At 69.5% G+C, this 20,037-nt stretch carries 20 protein-coding genes; 11 read left to right on the top strand and 9 right to left on the bottom strand.

Going from position 1 to position 20,037, the window contains the following annotated elements; translation table 11 throughout:
* The first annotated feature begins 529 nt into the window (after positions 1-529).
* The 9 genes from rpmH (at position 530) to L2Z93_RS19235 (ending at position 7,236) form a co-directional block, all read left to right on the top strand.
* Positions 530-673, top strand: coding sequence for a 50S ribosomal protein L34 (gene rpmH, locus L2Z93_RS19275; RefSeq protein ID WP_073695092.1), 144 nt, complete (start codon positions 530-532; stop codon positions 671-673).
* 23 nt (positions 674-696) lie between these two features.
* Positions 697-1,050 (top strand): ribonuclease P protein component, encoded by a 354-nt coding sequence (gene rnpA / locus L2Z93_RS19270; RefSeq protein WP_090586457.1) that lies wholly within the window; start codon positions 697-699, stop codon positions 1,048-1,050.
* Positions 1,047-1,331 carry a membrane protein insertion efficiency factor YidD gene (gene yidD, locus L2Z93_RS19265; protein ID WP_090586453.1) on the top strand — a complete coding sequence of 95 codons (285 nt, stop codon included), beginning with the start codon at positions 1,047-1,049 and terminating at the stop codon, positions 1,329-1,331. The genes rnpA and yidD overlap by 4 nt, the downstream gene beginning before the upstream one ends.
* A complete protein-coding gene (yidC, locus tag L2Z93_RS19260) occupies positions 1,324-2,430 on the top strand; it encodes a membrane protein insertase YidC (RefSeq protein WP_090586449.1) in 1,107 nt (368 codons plus the stop codon). Before yidD ends, yidC begins: the two co-directional genes overlap by 8 nt.
* Before the next feature lie 81 nt (positions 2,431-2,511).
* Complete coding sequence (locus L2Z93_RS19255) at positions 2,512-3,048, top strand: Jag family protein (RefSeq protein WP_090586671.1); 537 nt, start codon at positions 2,512-2,514, stop codon at positions 3,046-3,048.
* Between the two features lie 697 nt (positions 3,049-3,745).
* Positions 3,746-4,420: a 16S rRNA (guanine(527)-N(7))-methyltransferase RsmG gene (gene rsmG / locus L2Z93_RS19250; protein ID WP_370745828.1), complete on the top strand. Its 675-nt coding sequence runs from the start codon at positions 3,746-3,748 to the stop codon at positions 4,418-4,420.
* Positions 4,417-5,379 (top strand): ParA family protein, encoded by a 963-nt coding sequence (locus L2Z93_RS19245; RefSeq protein ID WP_090586442.1) that lies wholly within the window; start codon positions 4,417-4,419, stop codon positions 5,377-5,379. Before rsmG ends, L2Z93_RS19245 begins: the two co-directional genes overlap by 4 nt.
* Entirely contained in the window at positions 5,376-6,407 is a 1,032-nt protein-coding gene (locus L2Z93_RS19240; RefSeq protein ID WP_090586440.1) for a ParB/RepB/Spo0J family partition protein, read from the top strand. Before L2Z93_RS19245 ends, L2Z93_RS19240 begins: the two co-directional genes overlap by 4 nt.
* 76 nt (positions 6,408-6,483) lie before the next feature.
* Complete coding sequence (locus L2Z93_RS19235; RefSeq protein WP_090586667.1) at positions 6,484-7,236, top strand: acetyltransferase; 753 nt, start codon at positions 6,484-6,486, stop codon at positions 7,234-7,236.
* On the opposite strand, the gene L2Z93_RS19230 is transcribed toward L2Z93_RS19235, so the two are convergent.
* The 8 genes from L2Z93_RS19230 to L2Z93_RS19195 form a co-directional block, all read right to left on the bottom strand.
* Positions 7,223-8,443: an N-acetylmuramoyl-L-alanine amidase gene (locus L2Z93_RS19230; protein WP_090586435.1), complete on the bottom strand. Its 1,221-nt coding sequence runs from the start codon at positions 8,441-8,443 to the stop codon at positions 7,223-7,225. The two genes, L2Z93_RS19235 and L2Z93_RS19230, sit on opposite strands and share 14 nt — an antisense overlap.
* 146 nt (positions 8,444-8,589) lie before the next feature.
* Complete coding sequence (gene trxA, locus L2Z93_RS19225; protein WP_090586432.1) at positions 8,590-8,922, bottom strand: thioredoxin; 333 nt, start codon at positions 8,920-8,922, stop codon at positions 8,590-8,592.
* On the bottom strand, positions 8,919-9,881 hold the full coding sequence (gene trxB / locus L2Z93_RS19220; RefSeq protein ID WP_090586429.1) for a thioredoxin-disulfide reductase: 963 nt from the start codon (positions 9,879-9,881) through the stop codon (positions 8,919-8,921). The genes trxA and trxB overlap by 4 nt, the downstream gene beginning before the upstream one ends.
* Positions 9,882-9,975: 94 nt before the next feature.
* Positions 9,976-10,545, bottom strand: a complete 570-nt coding sequence (gene sigM / locus L2Z93_RS19215; RefSeq protein ID WP_090586426.1) for an RNA polymerase sigma factor SigM — start codon at positions 10,543-10,545, stop codon at positions 9,976-9,978.
* Between the two features lie 64 nt (positions 10,546-10,609).
* Positions 10,610-13,918, bottom strand: coding sequence for a murein biosynthesis integral membrane protein MurJ (locus tag L2Z93_RS19210; protein ID WP_193438957.1), 3,309 nt, complete (start codon positions 13,916-13,918; stop codon positions 10,610-10,612).
* Positions 13,915-16,263: a DUF6049 family protein gene (locus L2Z93_RS19205; RefSeq protein WP_090586423.1), complete on the bottom strand. Its 2,349-nt coding sequence runs from the start codon at positions 16,261-16,263 to the stop codon at positions 13,915-13,917. Before L2Z93_RS19205 ends, L2Z93_RS19210 begins: the two co-directional genes overlap by 4 nt.
* Entirely contained in the window at positions 16,260-17,021 is a 762-nt protein-coding gene (locus tag L2Z93_RS19200) for an NUDIX hydrolase (protein WP_090586420.1), read from the bottom strand. Before L2Z93_RS19200 ends, L2Z93_RS19205 begins: the two co-directional genes overlap by 4 nt.
* Positions 17,022-17,102: 81 nt before the next feature.
* Positions 17,103-17,225: a hypothetical protein gene (locus tag L2Z93_RS19195; RefSeq protein ID WP_260575479.1), complete on the bottom strand. Its 123-nt coding sequence runs from the start codon at positions 17,223-17,225 to the stop codon at positions 17,103-17,105.
* A 58-nt stretch (positions 17,226-17,283) separates the two neighbouring features.
* On the opposite strand from L2Z93_RS19195, the gene L2Z93_RS19190 reads away from it, so the two are divergent.
* Together L2Z93_RS19190 and L2Z93_RS19185 are read left to right on the top strand one after the other, a co-directional pair.
* A complete protein-coding gene (locus tag L2Z93_RS19190) occupies positions 17,284-18,738 on the top strand; it encodes a CCA tRNA nucleotidyltransferase (RefSeq protein WP_234786019.1) in 1,455 nt (484 codons plus the stop codon).
* A gap of 7 nt (positions 18,739-18,745) precedes the next feature.
* Complete coding sequence (locus L2Z93_RS19185) at positions 18,746-19,300, top strand: pullulanase (protein ID WP_090586415.1); 555 nt, start codon at positions 18,746-18,748, stop codon at positions 19,298-19,300.
* Here L2Z93_RS19185 and L2Z93_RS19180 read toward each other — a convergent pair.
* Positions 19,257-20,030: a TIGR03084 family metal-binding protein gene (locus L2Z93_RS19180; RefSeq protein WP_090586412.1), complete on the bottom strand. Its 774-nt coding sequence runs from the start codon at positions 20,028-20,030 to the stop codon at positions 19,257-19,259. The two genes, L2Z93_RS19185 and L2Z93_RS19180, sit on opposite strands and share 44 nt — an antisense overlap.
* Positions 20,031-20,037: the final 7 nt, after the last annotated feature.

The following is a 20,037-nucleotide window of genomic DNA, read 5'->3' as shown; positions in this document are numbered from 1 at the left end:
CAATGATCCCCCTGTGCAGCCTGCCGTTTCGCGGAAACTGGAGCGCGCGACGCGCTTCGTTCGTCCACAAGGTTATCCACAGATGTGGATAGTCGGTGGAAGAGGCGCCTTCCCACCAGGTCCGGACCGGCCGACGAAGCGGCGAGATCAAGGCGCGACATGCGGGGTGACCTGCGGTGTCGACACGATCGGTGGTTGGTCTGGCATGGTTGGTCTGCGTTGTGGCGCGCTCTGGTTGAAGCGATTGGCAGAAGCTAACAGTTTTATCGCGGGGCACCAACCGAATGGTCACAATCAATCTGTTTGCCGAGGTCGCCCGATCGTGGTTTGACCCGGACTAGCGCGATAAGTACCCTCGAACAGTCGCCCAGACGTCGGCGATACGGCTGCGACCGGGAAGTTTCCGGGACCGCGCCGGTTCGCGATGCGGAACGCGCGAAGCTTGGGAAGCGGCGACCGGGTCACCCGAGTCGGACATCAGGTCCGGCGAGAGTGGCACGGCCGCCAGATGTAATGAGGAGAGACAGCCGTGGCCAAGGGCAAGCGGACCTTCCAGCCGAACAACCGGCGTCGTGCACGTGTGCACGGCTTCCGGCTGCGGATGCGCACGCGTGCCGGACGGGCCATCGTGTCCGCCCGGCGGGGCAAGGGCCGTCGTTCGCTGACTGCTTGATCTCTGCCGGGTAGGCGGGGACTGTGCTCCCAGCTCGGCACCGGATGACGAGATCCACGGAGTTCGGTCGCACCGTCCGCAGCGGTAAGCGGACAGTGCAACCCGATCTCGTGGTGTACCTCCATCACGGCGCCAGCATCGATTCAACCGAGACTCCCGGACCGAGAGTCGGCTTGATCGTCGGCAAGTCCGTCGGCAACGCCGTGGTGCGGCATCGGGTGTCGCGACGGGTGCGGCACTGCGTCCGCGAGTTCCTCGATGATCTGCACCCCGCGGACAATGTGGTGGTGCGCGCGCTGCCGAGTAGCGCGCTGGCCCCGTCACAGGATCTGAGTCGGCAACTGGGCGCCGGCATCGCGCGGGGTTGTCGGCGATGACCGATCGAGTGGCGCGCGGCCTTATCTATCTCATCCAGCTCTACCGGCACATGGTGTCGCCGATGCGCTTGCCGAGTTGTCGATTCACGCCCACCTGTAGTCAGTACGCCGTCGAAGCGTTGACTGCGCACGGACTGTTCCGCGGCGCGTGGCTGGCGAGCATTCGTTTGTTGAAGTGCGGTCCATGGCACCGCGGTGGTTGGGATCCCATCCCACCGGTCGCGGCGTCCCATCCCGAGGGTCATCGGTGCGCCGGTGACAGGAACGAGTTCCATGTCTAGTTTCAACTTCGCCAGTCTGGACTACGTGTATTACCCGGTCTCCGGGATCATGTGGCTCTGGTACAAGCTGTTCGGCTTCCTGCTGGGGCCGTCGAACTTCTTCGCCTGGGCGCTGGCGGTGGTCTTCCTGGTCTTCACCTTGCGTGCTCTGCTGTACAAGCCGTTCGTGAAGCAGATCCGGACCACCCGGCAGATGCAGGAGTTGCAGCCACAGATCAAGGCGCTGCAGAAGAAGTACGGCAAGGACCGCCAGCGGATGGCGCTGGAGATGCAGAAGCTGCAGCGCGAGCACAACTTCAATCCGCTGCTGGGCTGCTTGCCGATGCTGGCGCAGGTGCCGGTGTTCATCGGCCTGTTCCATGTGTTGCGCTCGTTCAACCGCACCGGTGGCTTCGGCATCGGGCACCTGAGCCTGTCGGTCGAAGAGAACCGCTCGCTGCCGAACTACTTCTTCAGCGCGGTCGACGTCGGGCACTTCCTGGACGCGAACTTCTTCGGCGCTCCGCTGGGCGCCTATATGACGCAGACCACCGGTCTGGAGGCCTTCACCCAGTTCGGCGCCTTCAGCCGTCCGGCGCTGATCGCGGTGGGCATCCCGGTCATGCTGGCCGCCGGCGTCGCGACCTACTTCAACAGCCGCGCGTCGATCAGCCGGCAGAGCCCCGAGGCTGCGGCCAATCCGCAGACCGCGATCATGAACAAGCTGGCGTTGTATGTGTTCCCGCTCGGCGTCGTGGTCGGCGGCCCGTTCCTGCCGCTGGCGATCATCCTGTACTGGTTCGCCAACAACGTCTGGACCTTCGGTCAGCAGCACTACGTGTTCGGCAAGATCGAAGAAGAAGAAGAGGCCAAGAAGCAGGAGCAGCTGGCTCGTCGTTCCGCCAACGCGCCCGCGCCCGGCGCCAAGCCCAAACGGGCCCGCAAGAATGCCGCGGAAGATCCCGCGGAGTCCTCGGAGGCGGTGGAGGAGACGACGTCGACCGGCACGGAGGCCGAGCCCGACGGGGGAGCCGCTGCCCCGCCCGCCGCTGCCCCGCGACCGTCGAACTCCGTTCCGCGCCCGGGCGCCAGACCGAAGAAGAAGAAACGCAAACGTTGACCCGAGCCGGGTAGCGAGATGGCCGGTGCGGCCGGGCCGTAGCTGTGGCCGTGTAGATCTGTGAAGGGATGGGACCAAATGATGACTGATATCGAGACCACCGAACAGGGTGCGGAGACCAGCGAGCAGGCGGGCGAGGACAAGCCCGCCGAGCTGGAGGACCGCCTGGTCGCCGAAGGCGAAATCGCCGGCGACTACCTGGAGGAGCTACTGGATCTGCTGGACTTCGACGGGGATATCGACCTCGACGTCGAGGGCAACCGCGCGGTCGTGAGCATCGACGGCGGCGACGATCTGGTGAAGCTGGTCGGGCGCAAGGGCGAGGTCCTCGACGCGCTGCAGGAGCTGACCCGGTTGGCGGTGCATCAGAAGACCGGCGAGCGCAGCCGGCTGATGCTCGATGTCGCGAGCTGGCGTCGTCGCCGGCGCGAGGAGTTGGCGGCGCTGGGCGAGAAGCTGTCCCATCGGGTGCTGGAGACCGGTGAGCGTGAGCGGCTCGCTCCGATGACGCCGTTTGAACGCAAGATCGTTCACGACGCCGTCGCCGGGATCGATGGCGTTCGAAGTGAGAGCGAAGGCGTTGAGCCCGCGCGCCGGGTCGTCATCCTCGCGGAGTGACCCTTAATCACATAGGTGTAGTTTGCCGTCGCGGACCGGTTGTTTCACGTGAAACATGAGCAGCCGGACCGGGGCGGCGAATTCTTTTCGGGCGTGGCGCGGTCCGCGGGATGGACATGTCGGCGGCGTCCGCGGAACATGGCAGAGGTGCTTGTGGGCCTTGGAGGAGGAAGTCGGATGAAGGTTGATCCGACGGGCTTCGACGCCCACCCCGAGAGCGTCCGCTCCGGGTTGTGGACGCGGCCGCCCTTGGGTGCGAGCCCGGAGTCGATGAGAGCGCGTCGGCCTGGGGAGCCCGCGGGCGACATCGGCCGGCGGTCATGGGCTGCCTCCGCCGATGCCGCGGACACGTTGTCGCGCGGCGGCGGATGGACAGCAGCGGCGTTGACGGTGCAAGCCCCAACGGGATTGCCTGTGCGGGGGAGAGTGATAGTCGCTGGTTCGGTCCACGGTGATCGGTTCGCGACCGTCGGCCGGGCCCGGGCGCGAATTCCGACTGCGGAAGCAACCGGGTCTACCGGCCCCGTACGCCGACGACTGATGTTTCACGTGAAACGCTCCATGGAGCCGGTGACGGTTGGCGCACCCGAGCGCCCACTCCCCAGCGACGAGCTTCGTCCCCACTTCAGTCGCGGCGGCCATTTCGATGGCGCGGTCCGCGTGCCCCTTTCTCTCGGACCCAATGGAGGCGTTTCACGTGAAACATGATCAGACCGACGCCGCGGGGGAGCTCTTCGGGGAGCGGCTGCCGTTGGCCCAGCGGTACGCGGAGCGTTTGGCAACCGATGGTGTGGAGCGCGGCCTCATTGGTCCGCGCGAGGCGGACCGGCTTTGGGACCGTCACATTCTGAACAGCGCGGCGATTGCGGAGCTGTTCGAACCGGACGAACGGGTGGCGGATGTCGGGAGCGGCGCCGGCCTTCCGGGGATACCGCTGGCGATCGCCCGCCCGGATATCGCGGTGGTTCTGATCGAGCCGCTGGCGCGCCGAACGGTGTTCCTGGAAGAGGTTGTCGCGGAGCTCGGACTGAACGCCACCGTGCTGAGAGCTCGCGCGCAGGAGGCGGTCGAGCTCGCGGACCCATTTGACGCCGCGACTTCCCGTGCGGTGGCTTCCCTGGATAAACTCAGCGGCTGGTGCATCCCGCTGCTCCGTGGGGGCGGTCGGATGCTGGCCATCAAGGGGGAGCGGGCCGTGCAGGAGGTGGACGAGCATCGCTCCGCAATGGCGGCGGTCGGCGCACTCGATCCCACGGTCATTCAGTGCGGAACGCAATACCTAGACCCGCCGACCACGGTCGTGGTCGCTCGGCGAGGGGCCCGGAAGACGGCCCCGAATAAACGGTCCAGAGGGACGAGGAGACACCGATGAACGCGGCGGACAGCCGACCAGACCAAGACGGTCCGGAGAACCCGGCGAATGTTTCACGTGAAACGTGGACCCCGGAGGCGGATTTGGACACCCCGATCTTCGCCGCGGCGTCACGGGCCACCCAGGTGTTGCACAAGAACCAGCGACTGCCGCGGCCGCCGCACACCCGCGTGTTCACCGTCGCGAATCAGAAGGGCGGGGTCGGCAAGACCACGACCGCGGTGAATCTGGCGGCCGCCCTGGCGCTGCACGGATTGCGGACGCTGGTGATCGATCTCGACCCACAGGGCAACGCCAGCACCGCGCTCGGCATCGACCGTCGCCAGGCCGGCACCCCGTCGTCGTACGAAGTGCTGCTCGGCGAGATGCCGATCCGCGAAGCGATCCGGCAGAGCCCGCACAATCCGAATCTGTTCTGCGTGCCGGCCACGATCGACCTGGCCGGGGCCGAGATCGAACTCGTCAGCATGGTGGCCCGGGAGAACCGGCTCAAGCGGGCGATCGACGACCTGGCCGGGGCGGAGTTCGACTACGTCTTCATCGACTGCCCGCCGTCGCTGGGGCTGCTCACCCTGAACGCCTTGGTGGCGGCGCGGGAAGTGCTCATCCCGATCCAGTGCGAGTACTACGCGCTGGAGGGCGTCTCCCAATTGACGAACAACATCAATCTGGTCAAGGCGCACTTGAACCCGGCGCTGGACGTCAGCACCGTGCTGCTGACCATGTATGACGGCCGCACCAAACTGGCCGACCAGGTGGCGATGGAAGTCCGGCGCTACTTCGGCGACAAGGTGCTCAAGACGATGATCCCGCGCAGTGTGAAGGTCTCTGAGGCGCCGGGCTACAGCATGACCATCATCGACTACGACCCCGGTTCCCGGGGGGCGATGAGTTATCTCGACGCCGGCCGCGAACTCGCCGAGCGGATCGGAACCGAGCAGGGAAAGGGACGGGCATGAGCAACCCAACACGACGCAAGGGCGGCCTGGGGCGGGGTCTGGCGTCGTTGATCCCGACCGGGCCGGCCGACGGCGTCGAATCACCGACGAACGGGCCCCGACTGGGCGCCGCGGCGGCCGATGTCGTCATCGGCGGGCCGGTCGCCGAAGCCGCCCGGTTGGGCGCCGCAGCCGAGGCCGCCGAAGCCAATGACGTCGGCGCGGTGTACCGGGAACTGGACCCGGCGACCATCCGGCCCAACCCCAAGCAGCCGCGACAGGTCTTCGACGACGAGGCATTGGCCGAACTGCAGCACTCCATCCGCGAGTTCGGCGTGATGCAGCCGATCGTCGTGCGGGAGATTCCGGCGGCCGAGGCGGCTACCGTCCCGGCGCCGATCCGGTACGAGATCGTGATGGGGGAGCGGCGCTGGCGCGCGACCCAGGCCGTCGGCCTGGAGACCATCCCGGCGATCGTCCGGGAGACCTCCGACGACAGCATGCTCCGCGACGCGCTGCTGGAGAACATTCATCGCGCCCAGCTCAACCCCCTCGAAGAGGCGGCGGCCTACCAGCAGCTGTTGGAGGAGTTCGAGGTCACCCACGAGGAACTCGCGTCCCGGATCGGTCGGTCCCGCCCCGTGATCAGCAATATGATCCGGCTGCTGCGACTGCCGATCCCGGTTCAGCGCCGGGTGGCCGCCGGCGTTGTCTCGGCCGGCCACGCCCGCGCCCTACTGGCGCTCGAGGCCGGGCCGGAGGCCCAGGAGGAGCTCGCCGCGCGGATCGTCGCCGAGGGTCTCTCGGTCCGGGCGACCGAAGAGGCCGTCACGTTGGCGAATCAGGCCGGTCCCGCCGCGCCGCCGCCGAAGCGCCGGAATCCCATTCACATGCCGGGGCTGCAGGACGTCGCCGAACGGTTGTCGGGCGCCTTCGACACCCGGGTCACCGTGAGCCTCGGTAAGCGCAAAGGCAAGATTGTCGTCGAGTTCGGTTCGGTCGACGATCTGCAACGGATCGTCGAACTGATGGACCAAACACGGCAATAACGCCGCTGCGAGGGTAGGTCCGGTCATACTGGCGCATTGCGTCACTGTGACGATCATGGAGAGGCTGGGAATTCTGGTGTCGGCTCGCATCGTTCCGTTGGGACTCGAGGGGTTCGAGCAGCTTCCCAAACACGCGCGGCGATGTGTCTTCTGGGAAGTCGACCCGCAGACCATCCCCGCCGATGAGCACCTCAGCGATCCGGAGTTCGAAAAGGAAGCCTGGCTCTCGATGGTCATGCTCGAGTGGGGCTCCTGCGGGCACATCGCCGTCCCGCACGGCGAGGCGGCCGACGGGGAAGCGCCGCCGTGCACCGGCTACGCGCTCTACGCCCCGCCCTATGCGGTGCCGCGCGCGCAACGATTCCCGACCGGACCGGTGAGCGCCGACGCGGTCCTGCTCACATCGATGGGTGTCGAGCCGGGCCAGCCCGAGGGGCTGGCCGAGGATCTGATCGTCGCCGTCGTCACCGCCGCCAAACGACGCGGGGTGCGGGCCCTGGAAGCGTTCGGGCGCACCGCCGCGGCCACCGAGATCGACCCGGCCGGACTGACCGACGCCGACGCCGACGCGGTGCTCGCGCTGGGGGACTGCGCCTTCGGCCACTGCATGATCGGCGCGGAGTTCCTCATCGGCGTGGGGTTCACCGTGGTGTCCCCACACCCGTACTTCCCGCGACTGCGCCTGGAGCTGGATAGGGAGCTGGGCTGGAAGGCCGAGGTCGAGGCCGCCCTGGAAAGGTTGCTGGACAGCGCGCGGCTGGAGCAGCCGGTCGGCGCGGCGATGGCAGGCGCCACGGCCGGTGACCGGGGGACGGTCAGGGGCGAGTGACCCGGCCGGCCTGCTCCACGGACATCTCGTGGGCCAGCAGCTCGGCGAAGGTGAACGTTCCGGTCGGCCGATCGTTCTTGCCCAGCAGGTAGAGCCGCTTCACCGCCGCGAGGATGCCCTCGGCGACCGCGTCGCGGGTCTGCGGGGTGACCAGCAGGGCACGGTCCCGCGGGTTGGTCAGGTAGCCGACGTCCACCTGAACGGTGGGCATCCGGGTCAGCCGCAACAGATCCCAGGTCCGGCCGTGGGTGCGGCAATCCCGTAAACCGGTGCGCGCCACAACTTCTCGCTGGATGAAGTCGGCGAGGTTCCGTCCGATCGTGGACACCGAACCGTGCGAGTTGCCGAAGTAGTAGCAGGCGACGCCGTTGGGGTTCGGGCTGGTCTGTCCGTCGCAGCGCAGGCTGATCATGATGTCCGCGCCGATGTCGTTGGCGAACGCGGCGCGTTCGGCGTCGGCGGGGCTGTGGCTGCCCGGCCGGGACAGGAACGTCTCCATCCCGATCGCGGTCATCCGGCCTTCCAGCCGGCTGGCCAGATCCCAGAGGATGTCCGCCTCGCTGATCGGTCCGCCGGGGCCCTGGCTGATCAGCCCGTGATCGCTGCCGCCGCGGCCCGGATCGATGATGATCCGTTTGCCGGACAGCCGCGGGCCGGAACGCCGAACGAGCTCCTCGGAGTGGATGCCGTGCAGCGAACCGCCCGACACCCGCGACGACAGGTTGTACAGCGAACGCAGCGTCTCCGGACCGCAGATGCCGTCCGGCGCGAGCCCGTACTCACGCTGATAGGACATCAGCGCGTTGTGGGTCTGCAGGCCGAAGTAGCCGTCCAGCACCCCGGAGTAGAAGCCCAGATCCTGCAGCCGATCCTGCAGCGCGTTGACGTCGTCGCCGTACATCGGCGCCCCGAACTGGTGGGCCAGCACGCGGGCGCCCAACCGGTAGGAGGCCTCTTTGAGGGCCCGGAACGTCGCCGGGCCGACGATGCCGTCGACCAGCAGTCCGCGACGCTGTTGGAAGGCCCGGACCGCGTGGTCGAGTTCCTCGTCGAACCGGTCCAGCGTCACGTGCGCGCCGGTGACCAGGGTGTCATCGGGATTCTCCATCATGCCCAGCGCGATCAGGGCTTCACGGACCCGGATGACCGAAATCCCACGAGAGCCGAGACGCAAGTTCTCAACGTCTCCGGGGGAGGGGTCCGGCATATCACGCCCTTCGATCAGTTCAAGCGGCTACCTCACGGGAGGCAGGCTACGGCCAATTGTCTCAGACGGGAGCGAGATTATGGAAACCGTTCGGTAACCGGCCCGCCGGCCGGGAGCGGTCGGCGGGCCGGTGCGGAACCGAATGATTACAGTTCGTCAGCCAGCTCGCGCAGCAGCGCGGCCTTACCCTTGGCGCCCACGATCCGGCGGACCGGCTTGCCGTCACGGAACAGGATCAGGGTCGGAATGGACACCACCTGGAAGGACTCCGCGGTGCCCGGATTGGCGTCGACGTCCAGCTTGGCGACGGTCAACTCACCGGCGCGCTCCTTGGCGATCTCCTCCAGCACCGGGGCGACCATCTTGCACGGGCCGCACCAGGTCGCCCAAAAGTCGACCAGCACGGGAGTGTCGCTGGTGAGAACGTCGTCGTTGAACGAGGCGTCGGTGACGGTGATGGTGGCATGGGTGTCGCTCACTGGTGGGCTCCAATCTTTTCGGTGCTGGACTCGGCGGTGTCGGCGAGCCAACGTTCGGCGTCGATGGCGGCCGCGCAGCCGCTGCCGGCGGCGGTGATGGCCTGACGGTAGGTGTGGTCGACGAGATCGCCCGCGGCGAACACGCCTTCCAGGGTGGTGGCGGTGCTGCCTGGGCGGGTCAGCACATAGCCGGCCTCGTCCCGGTCGACGACTCCGGCGACCAGTTCCGAGCGCGGGTCGTGTCCGATCGCCACGAACACGCCGGTGACCGGCAGGGTGGACTCCTCGCCGGTGACGGTGTTGCGCACCCGCAGCCCGGTGACGGTGGTGTCGCCTTCGACCGCCTCGATGGTGGTGTTGGTCAGGAAGGTGATCTTCTCGTTGGCGCGGGCGCGCTCGAGCATGATCTTGGACGCGCGGAACTCCTCGCGGCGGTGCACCAGGGTGACGCTGCGCGCGAACCGGGTGAGGAAGGTCGCCTCCTCCATGGCCGAGTCGCCGCCGCCGATCACCGCGATGTCCTGGTCCTTGAAGAAGAAGCCGTCGCAGGTGGCGCAGGCGCTGACGCCGCGGCCCAGCAACTCCTGCTCGCCGGGCACCCCGAGGTACCGTGCGGCGGCGCCCATCGCCAGGATCACCGCGCGGGCCCGGTAGGTCTCCCCGCCGGCGGTGGTGACGGACTTGACCGGGCCCTCCAGGGAAACCTGCTCGACGTCGTCCATCTGCAGATCCGCACCGAACCGGATGGCCTGCTCACGCATCTGGTCCATCAGGTCGGGGCCTTGGATGCCGTCCTTGAACCCCGGGTAGTTCTCCACCTCCGTGGTGGTCATCAGCGCGCCGCCGAACGAGGACCCCTCGAACACCACCGGCGACAACTCCGCGCGGGCGGTGTAGATGGCGGCGGTGTAGCCGGCCGGGCCGGAGCCGATGACGATGACGTCGTGCACCGGGTCCAAAGACGGGGGGGATGCGGACGGAGTGGAACTCACGGGAGACCTTTCTGCAGTGGTCGGCGCGGTATGTCGACGCCGCCATGATGTCAAACCAAGGTTAGGCGCGTGTTGTTCCCGTGCGCTGCTCAGGGGGCCGATCGGCCAAGGTGAGGGCCAGTCGACGTCGCCCGCGGTGACAGCGGCTCTTCACGGTGCCCTCCGCGACACCGAGCAACCGCGCCGTCGCGGTCACCGACAAGCCCTGCATGTCGACCGCGAGCACCGCGGCGCGCTGTTCCACCGGCAGTTGCATCAACGCGCGGCGCACCGTGACGGCGGTGTCCACCTCACCGCAGCGGTCCGGCACGCTCACCCGGTCCTCGTCGAGCGGCTCGACCGGGTGAGTTCGATGCCGCCGCAACCGATCCCGGCAGGAGTTCAACACGATCCGGTACAGCCAGCTGCCCACCGCCGCCTGTTGCCGGAAGGTCGGGGCCGCGCGGTGGGCCGCGAGCATCGCGTCCTGCACCACGTCCGCGGCGTCTTCCCGGGTGCGGGTGTTGGCCAGCGCCAGCCGGCTCAGCCGGCCGTGGTGCCGGGAGTACAACTGCGCGAAGGCATCCCGGTCACCGGCGACATGGGCAGCGAGCAACTCCGCGTCACTGCGACATTCACCGAAGGAGTCCACGGCCGGACGGTATCCAGCACCACCGCGGGTCGCACTTCAGCGCCGGCGCGGCCTGTGGATAAACCTAGCCCGCGGAATTGACCACGACGTCGGAGATCTCCGTCTTGTTCTTCCCGCCGGTGGTTCCCATCGTGGTGATCCAGATCAGCAGATGCTCGGTCGGCTCGGCGGCGTTCACCGGGATGGTGTTCTTGCCGGGCTGCAGGGTGACCGGCTGGGTCAGCTCGGTGGTGTCCGCCAGCGACGACGGCGTCTGCGACTTCGCCGACCGGATCTGCACCGCGGTTCCGGTGCTGGGCACCGTCAACGTCACCGAGCCGACCTTCGTCGGGTCGGGCAGTTCCAGCATCAGCCCCAGCCCGATCTTGAAGTTCGGGAACGGGACCGGATCGGTGTACTCATCGGTCGTCCACGCCGAATTCGGGTTGTCGTCGATGGCCAGCGGAGCTTGATCCGGATGGTCGGAGCCACCTTCGGGCGAGAACTCCGTCGCCGTCACGGGTTTGACCACAGCGCCGGTGGCAGCGGCGTTGGGCGTGCTGGATTGCGACAGCGACGGCGCGTTGAGGCCGAGTTGATCGCCGTTGATCCCACCGCCGACATCGCCGAACATCTTGTTCAGCACCGAGGCCAACAGCAGCAACGCCACCAGCAGGATGGCCGCCCCGACGCTGATCCCGATGATCAGCGCGCGCTTGCGCTTGGCGGCCGCGTCCGGCTCGGCTGCGGCGCCCTTTCCGCTCTTGGCGTCGGGCTCGGGGGTCTCGACGGAGTCGATCAGCGCGGTGCGGTCGGCGACCGCGGTGGCCTGTTGCAGAAGATTGAGCATGGTCGGCGCGGTCCGGATGCCGGCGTTGTCCTGCACCGAGCGCAGAGCTGCAGCCGAAATCTGGAACGGGATGCCGCGGTTCATGATTCGCGGCTCCAACGGCTGCCCGTCGGCGTCGCGGTCGGCCGGCGTCAGACCGCTGGGGACACCGGACTCCGGCAGTGGCCACCGGTCGATCAGCAGCGCGTAGAGACTGGCGCCGATCCCGCGGATGTCTTCCTCGGGAGTCGCGTCGGGCATGGTCGCCGGGAACGCCAGCGCCACATCGCCTTCGATGCTGACCCGCAGCCGGGCCGGATGGTCCAGCGACATCGCGACGCCGGCCTTGTGGGCGGCCGCAGCGGAGGCGGCCAGCGACTGAACGGCGCGGGCGCCGCCGATGGGTGACGGGGAGGTGGCCGCGACCTCGCGCAGCGAACCGCCGCGGATCCATTCCGACACCACCAGCCCGCCGGCGCCGGTGTCGGTGACATCCAGGATCCGGGCGATGCCGGATCCGGTGATCTGGCTCAACCGCATTGTCCGGGAGAGGATTTCCCGCAGCTGGCCCGGCGGCAGCGCGCCGTCGGGATCGATGAAGGTCAACGCGACCTGGCGGTCCAGGGCGGTGTCGAGGGCCTGCCAGAACTGCAGATGCTCGGGGCCGCCGTGGCAGACCAGGAGGCGGTACCGTCCGTCGGAGACCAAGGCTCCGGGCACCAGAGAGCCCTCGGCTGGCGCCAAGTTCGAATCGTCTGGATGACTGTCGGTCACCGCGGATCCTTTCGCGGGCGGCGACGCCGCGGCGACCATGGGGGCCGCCGCCTGCGCCGATGCGGGCTCGTTTATCGGGTCAGAGTACGTCAGCGGGTCCGCCACCGGCGTCGACACGGCGACAGTTTCCAGCGGCGCCCGGCCGAGGCAACGGCGGAGCATGTCCCGGGCGGCCAGCGCCTCCGGCACCCGGGCCACCACCATCACCGCCACCACGATCGGCAGCATGACCAGACCCAGCAGCGCCAGCCGCAGCAGCGAGCCGGGCCCGCCGCCGCGCTCGGTCAGCGTGGCCAGCCCGGCGACCCGGTCGAACAGGTACCCGAACAACGCCGCGAGCAGCGCGGCGCCCAACGTCACTGCGACGGTGCGCACTTCGGAACCGCCGTACAACCGGCCCGACGGCGGGCGCAGCGTCCGGCGCAACAGCACGTGCCCGACGACCGCGCCGGCCACGAAACCGAGGCCGTTGGCGGCCCCCAGGTAACCGGCGACCAGCTCCGGGTTGTCGGTCAGGTGCGGCGCCATCAGCGAGAAGACGATCTTGACGGCGGTGATGCCGAGGATCACCGCGATAGGGATCCAGGGCTGCTCGCGGGCGTAGAACACCCGCAGCTGCAGCAGCGTCATCGAATACGGAATCAGGGTGAACGCCGAGAGCGCGATGGAGATGCCGAGATAGTTCGCGTCGACCGAACCGAAGTTGCCGTAGGCGAACAACGCGCTGCCCATCGCCGGCCCGGCTACCGTCATGAACGCGACGATCGGGATCAACGTGATCATGGTCAGCCGGGTGGCCAGCGACAGGTCCGCGAGCACCCCGGCGGTGTCGTCGGCGGCGGCGTTGCGGCTCAGCCGCGGCATCACCACGGTCAGCACGGTGACGCCGATCATGCCGAACGGCAGCATCAGCACCAGCCAGGTGTAGTTGTAGATCGCCGGGCCCGACGCGGCGGCGGTGCTGGCGATCTGGTTGCCGACGACCAGGCCGATCTGCGAGATCAGCACGTAGAGCACCATCGCCGCGGCCATCGCGCCGAAGCGCTTCAGCCGGGCGTCGATGCCCCACAGCGGTTTCAGGCTGATGTTCTGCCGCCGGATGGAGACCAGCAGCACCGAGGCCTGAGCCACCACGCCGAGGGTGGTGCCGATGCCCAGCACCAGCAGTTTCGCATTGCCCATCTCCACCGGGTCGATCGAAAGTTCGCCCGGCACAAGCAGATACACACCGAGGGTCGCGATGGCCACCACATTGTTGACCACCGGCGCCCAGGCCGGCGGCCCGAAGATGTTGCGGGTGTTCAGGATCGCCATGTACACCGCGGTCAACCCGTAGAAGATGACCTGCGGCAACAGCAGATAGGCGAACGCCGTCGTCAGCGGCTGATTGACCTGCGGGTCATCGCCCAGCATCATCCGGACCAGGAACGGGGCGGCGGCCACCGAGACGATGGTCGCCACCGCCAGCAGCGCGGTGGCGATGGTGACCAACCGCCGGATGAACGCCGCGCCGTTGTCGGGATCGTCGCGTTCGGCGCGGGCCAGCACCGGGATGACGATGGCGGTGAAGGTGGCCTCCAGCACCAGCGCCGCGACAAGGTTGGGCAGCTGATTGGCCACGGTGAAGGCGCTGGACAGCGCCGCGCCGAGAATCGCGGCCAGCAGCACGATCCGGATGAACCCGGTGATCCGGCTGATCAGCGTGGCGAAGGCCATCCCCCAGGACCGGGACACCACCGCTTTGTCGGAGAGCTCCTCGCGCACCGGGGGCTTGTCGGCAGAGGACGTCATGGCTTTCCTCCGGGTTCCTCGGGTGTGCGGTGCGGCCAGTGCAGGTGGTCGGCCTCCGGCGGTTCCAGGTCGGCGCGGTCGGGCCGGCCGCGGAATCGGTGCCACAATCTCCGGCCGGTCAGCAGCGCCAGCGTCGCGCCGGCCACCAGCGTGACGAAGAACAGCACCTTGCCGTAGGCGTTGGAATGCAGGGAGAGCCGGACCGGCTCGCCCAATGGCAGCCCGCCGGGGGTCTGCACCGCGACGTCGACGGCGAACCGCTGGGTGAAGTGCACTTCGATCGGCACCTTGACGGGCAGGAAGCCCGGCGGCAGTTCCAACTCTCCGACGTCGCCGACGGTCATGCCCGGCGGCCCGTCGACGAGCAGCCGGACCCGGATCGGGACCGCCAGATCGTTGCGGAACGCCAACGGCAGCGGGCTGCGTTCGGTCGCCAGGGTGTAGGAACCACCCGGGTTGATGATCTGCACCGCGCCGAACAGGTCGGCGATGGTGCCGCCGACGGACTGCAGCGCGCGGTGCGCGCGACCGTTGCGGTCATCCAGCGGCTGGGACTGGCTCAGCGCCCGCAGCATGTCCTCGCGCAGCGGCGCGGTGTAGGCCTGGCCGGTCAATCCGGTCTGCGCGTTCGTCCCCAACGCCTCGGTCAGGCCGCGCAGCCGGGCGCTCTGGTCGCTGATGGCGCCGATCACCGAGTCGTCGAACCGCGCGGCGGTGGGGAACTCGTCGACCGGAGTCGGCGGTCCCGGCAGGGTCGCGGTTTCGGCGATCAGGTTAGGTAGCGGCAGCGGCGTCGCCAGCCCCGAGCCCAGCAGGGTGGACAGCGCGCGCAGCACAGCGGTGGCGTCGTCGGGGCTCACCCCCCAGTTCGGGGGAGGGGCGAGGATCTGGTCCCGGGGTTCGGCGTCGGGATGCAGGCTCTGCCACAGCACCGCGCCCACCGCGTCCTGCCGGCGAGCCGCCGCCGAGGATTCCGGCCGGTCGGGGACCAGCGAGGTGTCCAGATAGCCCGGGGTGACGGGCTGGTCGCCGAGCGCCCCCAGGGTGGCCGCCACCGACGGGTCGAACGGGGCCACCGCGACCTGGTCGCTGACTCGGCGCCGGCCGAGATCGGGGGTGGACTCCGCGGTCGCCGAGGCCGGCGCGATCGCCACCGCCGTGCCGTTGTGGTTCAGCAGCGCCAACGCGTCCGGGGTGAGCGGGCCGTCGCCGAACACGGTGAGACCGCGCAGCGAGGTCACGCCGAGCAGTTGATCCACCAGGTCCTCGGCGCCGGTGGTGGCGAAGGCCGACAGCTGGTCGTCGCCGACGCGCTGCACCGCGTCGAGGTCGGTTTGGGCGTACGGCAGCGCGGTCACGCACATCCGGTCCGCGAGCTTGCGCAACCGGTCCAGCCAGGCGACCGCCGCGGCCTCGCCCGTGCCGGGGCGCAGGTCACCGGTCCCGTCGGGGTTTGCGGGGACCAGATAGCCGCCGGTCATGGCGTTCACCGTCACCAGCAGGTCCGGATCCACCGCCAGGCACAGGGCGCCGGTGAGATCGCCGTCGGGATCTGATTCCGCGGCGGTGGCGAACTCGACCGTCGACAGCAACGCGTCCAACCGGCCGCCGGGGGACAGTTCGGTCGCCAGCTCGTCGTCGATCAACCGGATCGGGGTGGCGCCGCCGGGGAGCCCGGGCGCCAGTCGAGGCCGGTCGGCCAGCGGCCAGAGCATGGTCAGTCGGACCGGGCGGGTGGTGTCCGGGACGATGACGACGTCCGGGCCGGTGGCGTCGTCGGGTCCGGCGAAGGATTCCGGGTCCCCGGACGCCGACGGGGCGCCCAGCACGGGAAGCAGGAACCGGGTGTCCGCGAGGCGGGCCGGCGATCCGAAGTCCGGCGTGCCGTTCACATTCACCAGCAGCGGGTAGACCCCCGGGTGGTCGATGCCGAGGGACTCCGCGCCGACCGAACGCAGCGGGTAATCGAAGCGCACCGAGGCCCGCTCACCCGGCTGCAGCGGGCCCGGGATGTCCAGGAACGGGCCGACCGGCTCATACCCGGTGGTGGCGACCTCGGTCAGGGTGGTGCGCAACCCCGTGGTGGCGGCCAGTGGTTGCGCCCGCTCCAGCCGCGCCACCACGTCGTTGACCGGGCGGTCGCCGACATTGACGATGCTGGCTTCGACAGTCACGGTCGGATCGCTGGCGGTGTCGACCAATTCGGGGGTCACCCGCGACAGCTCGACCCGCAGGAACTGTGTCTCGGGCTCGGCGGCTGCGCGCGGGGGCAGCGCGGCGGGGGCCAGGACCAGCAGCAGCACGACCAGCACCGCCCACACGCTGCGCCCGCGGGGGTGGATCACAGTGCGGGACCGTGGCCGTTTGCCTGCCCGCGGCTGCCGTCGTCGGGGCGATGGTTGCGGCTGCGGGAATGGGTCTGCGGCCGTCGTCGCGGTGCGCTGCGCGGCAGCGGCGGCAGCGCCGACGGGCCATCGGCCTGCAGCAGGGTGATCAGTTTGCCGGCGACCTCCGCGAGCCGGCGCTCGTCGGCGTAGGCCAACCGGGACGGCAGTTCCGACAGCGGCACCCAGGCCACCTTGGCGACTTCGCGGTCACTGTCGGACAGCTCACCGCCGGCGAACCGCAGCAGATAGTGGTGCACCGTCTTGTGCACCCGGCGGCCTTCGGTGACGAACCAGTAGTCGATGCTGCCGAGGCAGGCCAGCACCTTGCCCTCGATCCCGGTCTCCTCGGCGACCTCGCGGATGGCGGTCTGCTCGGCGGTCTCGCCCTGCTCGATATGCCCCTTCGGCATCGACCACAGCATCCGGCCGCGGCGGTCGATCCGGCCGATCAGCGCGGCCAGCGCCTCCTCCGGCGGGCCGTCCAGGCCGTCGATGACGAGCCCGCCCGCGGAGATCTCGTGCACCGTCCGCAACCGGGTGGCGGCGCGACGGCGGCGGGACGGGGCCGGGGAGGCCGGGGCGGCGGTGTCGGGACTCGGGGCCGACGGCGGGGTGTCGGGGGACTGCTCGGCGCGGTTGCGGGCAGCCGGACCCGAACGGCGACCGCGGCGGCGGCCACGGCGTCGCCGCGGCCTGCCCTGTTCACCGTCCGACACCTAAGCGATGGTAGCGGTCAGGTTTATTCCCAATCGACGGCACTCGCCGGTGACCGGGAGTTTTACCGCCGGTGAACTCCGTCAGCGGCAGCAGGGCGGAAGCTGGGCGTTCTCGTCGCCCCGGTTGCGGCGTCGCCGCCACACCACGAACGCCACGACGGCGAGCAGGAACACCGCGAACAGGATGTACGGCATGAGGTCCACGCTGGCTCCTTCAAACCTCGGTGCGTCCAGCCTATCGGCGCCGATAGGCTTGTCGACCGTGCCCGACACCGATGACACCGCCGACGCGGAGCTGCTGGCGCGCGCGGCCGTCGCGCTGACCGGCCACCGTCACGTGCTGGCGGACCTCGGCGCGCGCTTCCAGCTCGCCGGACATGAGCTGTACCTGGTCGGCGGCACGGTGCGCGACGCGCTGCTGGGCCGGCTCGGCGGCGACCTCGACTTCACCACCAGCGCCCGACCCGACGAAGTGCAACGCATACTGCAGCCGTGGGCCGACGCGATGTGGGACACCGGCATCGCGTTCGGGACGGTCGGCGCCGCGCGCCATGGCCACCAGGTGGAGATCACCACCTATCGGGCCGACAGTTATGACCAGGTGTCGCGCAACCCGACGGTCGCCTTCGGCGACACCCTGGCCGGTGATCTGGTGCGCCGGGACTTCACCGTCAACGCGATGGCGGTCCGCATCACCGCCGACGGACCCGGTGAGTTCGTCGATCCGCTGAACGGGCTGGCCGCGCTGCGGGAGCGGGTGCTCGACACCCCGTCGGCCCCGCAGGTGTCGTTCGGCGACGACCCGCTGCGGATGCTGCGCGCGGCCCGGTTCGTCTCCCAACTCGGCTTCGCGTTGGCGCCGCGGGTGCGGACGGCCATCGAGGAGATGGCGCCGCAGCTGTCGCGGATCACCGCCGAGCGGATCGCCGCGGAACTGGACAAGCTGATGCTCGGCGCCGACCCGGCCGCCGGCATCGAGGTGATGGTGTCCACCGGCCTCGGCGAGCAGATCCTGCCCGAGGTCGGCGGGATGCGGATGGCCATCGACGAGCACCACCAGCACAAGGACGTCTACCAGCATTCGTTGACGGTGCTGCGTCAGGCCATCGACCTGGAGGACGACGGCCCGGACCTGGTGCTGCGCTGGGCTGCGCTGCTGCACGACATCGGCAAGCCCGCCACCCGTCGTCACGAGCCGGGCGGCGGGGTCAGTTTCCACCACCACGAGGTGGTCGGCGCGAAGCTGACCCGCAAGCGGATGCGGGCGTTGAAGTACTCCAAGCAGATGGTCGACGACGTGTCCCAGCTGGTGTATCTGCACCTGCGGTTCCACGGCTACGGGGACGGCCGGTGGACCGATTCGGCGGTGCGCCGCTACGTCACCGACGCCGGGCCGCTGCTGGCCAGGCTGCACAAGCTGGTCCGCGCCGACTGCACCACCCGTAACAAGCGCCGCGCCGCCCGGCTGCAGGCCACCTACGACGAGCTGGAGCACCGGATCGCCGAGCTGGCCGCCAAGGAGGACCTGGCGCGGGTTCGCCCGGACCTGGACGGCAACGCGATCATGGAGCTGCTCGGCATCTCGGCCGGACCGGAGGTCGGCCGCGCCTGGCGCCACCTCAAGGAACTGCGGATGGAACGCGGCCCGCTGGACCCCGACGAGGCCCGGGCCGAGCTCTTGGATTGGTGGAACCGGGAGGGCTCCGCCGGCGTCTGAAACCGGTATGGAGTACTGCCTGGGCCCCGGGGACGGGACGGCGTCGGTGTTCGACAGCCCGATGGATCTCGACATCGACGGTGACGGGGTGTTCGACGCCGTCGGTCTGGATTTCGACGGCGATGGGGCGAGCGACGACGCGCTGGCCGACCTCGATGGCGACGGGACGGCCGATCACGTCGTGCTCGACGCCGGCTCGCCGGATCAGCGCTGGTTCACCGACGACGGGACCGGCGTGTGGGCGCTGGCCGCCGACCCGGTCGGCCGGGGGTCACCGCTGCGCTGGCTGGCGCTCGACGGGGCCGAGCACACCGGATCACCGGCGGACTTCGACGGCGACGGGCTGGCCGACGACGAGTTCTTCGACGACAACGGTGACGGTCTGGCCGACCGGGTGCTGTCCCGCGCCCCGGCCGGCGGTTACGACGGCGGCTACGTCGACGTCGATGGCGACGGCCGCTGGGACGTGCGCCTGGTGGACGCCGACGGCGACGGACGCGCCGACGGGGCGAGCCCGCTCAGCGACCCTGGCCCGGAGGGCCCGCGAACGCCTGGGCGATAGTCAGCCACTGCTGCGCGTCGTCGCCGACGGCGACGACGTCGAGCTCGGCCGGATTGCGGCGACGGGTGACCAGCATGCAGAAGTCCAACGCCGACCCGGTCACCCGCTGCGCCGCGTCCGGATCGCCCCAGGTCCACACCTCGCCGCCCGGCCCGGTCAGCTCGACGTAGAACGGCTCGGCGGGCGGGGTCAGCTGGTTGACCAGGTAGGCGTAGTCGCGGGCGCGGACCCCCAGGTGCGCGACCGACCGCAGCCGGGCCGTCGGCGTGCGGGACACCCCGAGGGCGTCGGCGACGTCCAGGCCGTGCGCCCAGGTCTCCATGGTCCGCGCGGTGGCCATCGACGCCGCGCTCATCGGCGGCCCGAACCACGGCAGCTTCTGCCCGTCGGGCACCGTCAGCAGCGCGTCGTGCAGCGCGCCGCGGGTCTGCCGCCAGGCGTCGAGCAGCTCCTCCGGCGGCAGCGCCGCGAGTTCGTCCGCGCCGTCGTCGACGAAACCGGTCGGGTTCTGCCACGCCTCGGTGAGCAGCTGCTGAAATCCGTCCGGGTCGGTGATCGCGATCAGGGACACCCGGTCGGTCCAGTACAGGTGCGCGATTTGATGGGCGATGGTCCAGCCCGGCGCGGGCGTGGCTTCGGCCCAGCGCTGCGCGGGCAGCTCGGCCACCAGCGCGTCCAGGTCGTCGCTCTCGGAGCGCAGATCGGCGACGATAGTGCTCAGCTCGGCCATCAGTGCA

The sequence above is a fragment of the Mycolicibacterium brumae genome (assembly GCF_025215495.1).
Taxonomy (GTDB): Bacteria; Actinomycetota; Actinomycetes; order Mycobacteriales; family Mycobacteriaceae; genus Mycobacterium; species Mycobacterium brumae.
This window is presented reverse-complemented; position numbering and strand designations above follow the sequence as displayed.